Source organism: Streptomyces sp. NPDC037288 (assembly GCF_055603265.1).
The window spans coordinates 1-4,254 of the sequence record NZ_JBVJVY010000145.1; the positions used below are offsets into that span (position 1 = coordinate 1).

General features: G+C 67.2%; 4 protein-coding genes and 1 pseudogene. All 5 read right to left on the minus strand.

Translation table 11 applies throughout. The features are described from left to right. Nucleotides 1-104: 104 nt before the first annotated feature. A pseudogene (locus ACZ7GZ_RS42415) lies at nt 105-990 on the minus strand (IS110 family transposase). 539 nt (nt 991-1,529) lie between these two features. After that, nucleotides 1,530-1,742 carry a hypothetical protein gene (locus ACZ7GZ_RS42420; RefSeq protein ID WP_471033126.1) on the minus strand — a complete coding sequence of 71 codons (213 nt, stop codon included), beginning with the start codon at nt 1,740-1,742 and terminating at the stop codon, nt 1,530-1,532. 220 nt (nt 1,743-1,962) lie between these two features. Then, nucleotides 1,963-2,409: an acyl-CoA dehydrogenase family protein gene (locus tag ACZ7GZ_RS42425; RefSeq protein WP_471033128.1), complete on the minus strand. Its 447-nt coding sequence runs from the start codon at nt 2,407-2,409 to the stop codon at nt 1,963-1,965. Between the two features lie 202 nt (nt 2,410-2,611). Then, nucleotides 2,612-4,093: a SulP family inorganic anion transporter gene (locus tag ACZ7GZ_RS42430; protein WP_471033130.1), complete on the minus strand. Its 1,482-nt coding sequence runs from the start codon at nt 4,091-4,093 to the stop codon at nt 2,612-2,614. An 8-nt stretch (nt 4,094-4,101) separates the two neighbouring features. After that, the coding region (locus ACZ7GZ_RS42435) for a carbonic anhydrase (RefSeq protein ID WP_471033132.1) at nt 4,102-4,254 on the minus strand (153 nt) is incomplete at its 5' end.

Consider the following 4,254-nt stretch of genomic DNA (forward strand, 5'->3'; position numbering starts at 1 on the left):
GTGGAATCACCACGCCAACGACGAGGGGCCCTGCCTCGTCACCACCCCCGCTGACCAGCCCATTTCACCCTCCAGCACAGGATGAAAGAGGTTCAATGACGAAGTCAAGCTGCTTGCGTGGCGGGCGGGAGGGAGGTGAAGGGCCGGTTGTCACGCAGAAGTGCCCACAGGACGCTGGCTCGTCGGCGGGCCAGGGCGATGATGGCCTGGACGTGTTTGAGTCCTTCGCCGCGCTTCTTGAGGTAGAAGTCCCGGTTCGGGCCTTCGCGGATGATGCTGGTCTGCGCGGACAGGTAGAACACGCGGCAGTGCGGTCTGCTGGGCCTGCGCGGCTTCCAGGGCCGTGGCGGCCACGCTGTCGGCTTGGCGGACACCCCGGTTGCCAGCCAGGCCGTCAGCCGTGCGTCCGCGGCGGCGGATCGCCGCCGGGGTCTGGCAGCCGGTCAGCAGCACCAGCGCGCCCTTGTGGGCCGAGTAGTCGAAGGCCCGCTCCAGCGCCGGAAAGATGCCGGTGAGCACATCCCGCAGTCGGTTGACCAGCCGTACCCGGTCGGCGACCAGATCGCAGCGGTGCGCGGTCAGCAGCGCCAGGTCGGCGGCGAGCTGGGCGGGGACGTCGATGGTGATCAAGTCCTGACGCTGGCGGGCGGTTTCGGCGATCACGTAGGCGTCGCGGGCATCGGTCTTGGCTTCGCCCCGGTAGGCGCCGGCCATCCGGTTGACGGTGCGGCCAGGTACGTAGACGGCCTGCTGGCCGTGAGCCGCAAGGAGCGCCAGCAGCAGCGCGCAGGGGGTCCCACAGATGTCCACCGCCCAGCGGACTTCGTCGGCCAGGCCGAGGATTTCGCCCAGCGCAGTCAAGATGGCTGACTCATCATTTTCGATCTTCTTCGACCACACCGTGGTACCGGTCTCGTCGACCACCGTCGCCCAGTGATGCCCCTTGCCCCCATCGATGCCGCACCATACACAGCCAGGCCGTTTACTCACTCGCCCCTCCTCGTTCCGCACAGCATGCCGTCGGCCCGAGGAACACCCCGCTGTCATCTCCGTAAACAGCGACCGCACAAGGCGCGCAGATCTCAATCAGCAGCCAGGGCGCCCCGGAGAGCCGGACGGCCACTCCTACGGAGCCACAAGCGGCAACGAAGCTTCAGCCACATCCGGCCCTCCCGGGCCACCCAACAACTTACGGAGCGGAGCTTGTTCATGACGATCATACGAGGCACATGCTCCAGCCCCTTGAGGAGCTTGCGGAAGAACTTCGTCGCGGCCTTCGCGTTCCGCTTCCGCTGGATGAGGAGGTTGAGGATCTTCATCCTGGTCGACTGCCCGCCACAGGTACTTCCGCTCGGGTTGATCTTGATGAAGACCTCGCCTACCTGCTGCCTATCGCCCGGGCGCGCCTGACGCCGGCGCAGTCCGTTGCAGTAGGGCTGCCTGGGAAGCGGAGGTACAGCCATACACAGTGCGACATGAACTCGATTGGCTCCCCAACGACAGTGCCGGCCGGGCGCAGCCGCAGATCTTCAGCGTGGCCACTTCAGCAGGGGGTCAAGGTCTCGGTATTCGCCGGGCAGGTGGCAGTCCAGGGCGCTGATGGTGGTGGTCTCATAGCTCCCGACTTCCTCGGCGATGTCTTTGTCGGAGGGCTGGCCGAGGCCGGAGGGGCGTCCCCGGGTTGCGGCTGCCATGAACTCTTCCAGCTTGTACTCGCACCATGCGAGGGTGTAGCCGGACACAGCTGTCTCCGAGTCCTTTACGGCTGTGTGCGCCACGGCGGTAAGGGCAATCCAGCAGGCGGCACCCCCCACGACGTCGGCCAGGGCGTGCCTGTCGGACTTGTGTTGGGTTTCTGTGCCGCGATGCGGGAAAAGTCGGCGATGGCACCGGCAACCGCATCAGCCCCGGCAAACTGCTTGACCAGCTGCTGAGTGAAAGCGCGCGGCGCGCGCAGCGCCGTCAATCCCAGATGCACGGCGAGGGTTTCCGTGGATCCTTCGAAGAGGCGAGGATGCGGTAGTCGCGAAGGAATTTGCCGGCCAGGCTTGAGTCCAGGTAGCCGCGCGCGCCGAGCAGCTGCACACAGCGGTCCACCACCTCCCAGGCCAGCTCACAGCCGAGGATCTTTGCGGTGTAGGGCAGCAGGACAGCGGGCTGCTCTCCGCGGTCCAACTGTGTGGTGATGTGGTCGATGAGCCACTGCACCGCGGTTACGGATGCGGTGCAGTCGGCGAAGGCCTGCCGGGTAAGACCATTGTCGGCAAGGCGGCCGGTGGCCACCTGCCGCTGGTCGGCGTAGTGATAGGCAAGTTGCAGGCATCGTTTCATCGCACCGATCCCGGCGGCCGCGAGAACCAGCCGGCCTCCGTTGAAGGTCGTGTGCGCGATGTGTGCGCCCTCGCCGATTTCCCCTAGCTAGGAGGGACGGGAACGTCCTGGTCCTTTCGTTTCCCACCGACGGGGCACGGCAGTGGCCTCATCGCCGCCCTCCCCCGCCATCAGCTGCTACCGGACCGAGAGGACTGCTCAGCTCATTCTTTGGTGACAGATCGGGGGCGCGCCGCACCCACGCCGCCAGCGGCCCGACCCGCCAACCAAGCATCGCCCATCATGCTTCAACACGCTCGCTGTCCCCGGAACTTGACAGCACCCGGACCGGCTCGGTGCTGACCGCCCTGTGCCGCTCCGCCCAGTTTTCCAGGGCGGTACGGCAGGCGTGGTCCAGGTGGTGGAGGCTGGAGAGGTTCACCTCGACCGGTCGGTCCTGGGGCAGGGATTCCAGACTGTCGAGGATCTTCGGCAACCGGAGGAACGTCGCGTTGCCCGACAAGTGCGCCTGGATCGGTCCGGCGCCCTTGTCAACGATCTCCAGCGTCACATGCGAGGCCTCCCAGGCGGTCTTGACGACCGACAGGGCAAGACCGATGAGCACGCCCTCGAACATGTTCATCGTGACGATCGCCACGCCGGTCGCGATGAGGATGAGCGCCTCGCCGCGATGTGTCCGCCACAGGGAGACGATGCCTCGGAAGGGGATCAGCTTCCAGCCTGAATGGACCAGGATACCGGCCAGCACGGGAAGCGGGATCAGTGTCAGTGCCGAGGGCAGCATGACGGCGAACAGCAGCAGCCACACGCCATGCATGACCCGGGCCGCCTTGGTCTTCGCGCCCGCCTGGGCGTTTGCGGCGCTACGAACGACGACGGCGTTCATCGGGAGTGCGCCAAGCAAACCGCAGACGGCGTTGCCCGCGCCCTGTGCCATGAGCTCCTTGTCGTAGTCGGTGCGCGGCCCGTCGTGCAGACGGTCCACCGCGGCGGCGCCGAACAGGCTCGCGGCGGAGGCGATCAGGGTGAAAGCGACGATCGGGCCCAGGATGGCCGCGTTCCCCAATGTGGCGAAGGAGTCGGGACCCAGCAGCTGGACAGAGTCCAGCAGGCCGTGCACCTCCACCGTCGCCACAGGCAGGCTGAGCGCCAGCGTGGCCAGCGAACCGACGATCACGGCGACAAGCGAGCCCGGCACAACCTGAGCCTTCTTCGGCAGTTTCTTCCACAGCACGACGACCGCGATTGTGCCCACGGCCATGGCGAGCGAGGCGAGCGCCTCGGTGCTATGGAGCACGTCGGCGGCCGCCCCGGGCAGCCCGGCGATCTTGTCGATGCCGGAGGCGGGGGCCTTCAGCCCGGCAGCCATGTACAGCTGACCGACCACAATGACCAGGCCGAGGCCGGCGAGCATACCCTCGACGACGGAGACGGATACCGCTCGGAACCACCGGCCCAGCCGCAACGCGCCCATGGCGAGCTGCAGCAAGCCGGCGGCCAGGACGATCACACCCAGGGCGGGCAGCCCGAACTCTTTCACCGTCCCGAAGACGAGCACGGCCAGCCCGGCCTCGGGGCCGGACACCTGCAGGACGCTGCCGGGCAGCAGTCCGGTGACGATGCCGCCCACGATGCCGGTCACCAGGCCGAGTTCGGCCGGCACGCCGGAGGCGAGCGCAACGCCCACGCACAGCGGGAGCGCAACCAGGAACACCACCAGCGAGGCGGTGAAGTCTTGTCGAAGGTGGGGAAACTTTGACATGCCGGTCCTCACAGCGCCTCGAAGGAATCGGTATCGGCGCGGTACTCGCCGACGGCGCCGGTGTGGACCTCGTAGTACCAGGCGTGCAGCTCCAGTTGGCCCGCCGCGAGCCTGCGCTCGACGCACGGGTACGAGCGCAGCCGCAGCAGCTGGGTCAGGAC

Bases quoted from the DNA above. Each gene is read 5' to 3' on its own strand.
- ACZ7GZ_RS42430 (WP_471033130.1), bottom strand. From the start codon at position 4,093: ATGTCAAAGTTTCCCCACCTTCGACAAGACTTCACCGCCTCGCTGGTG.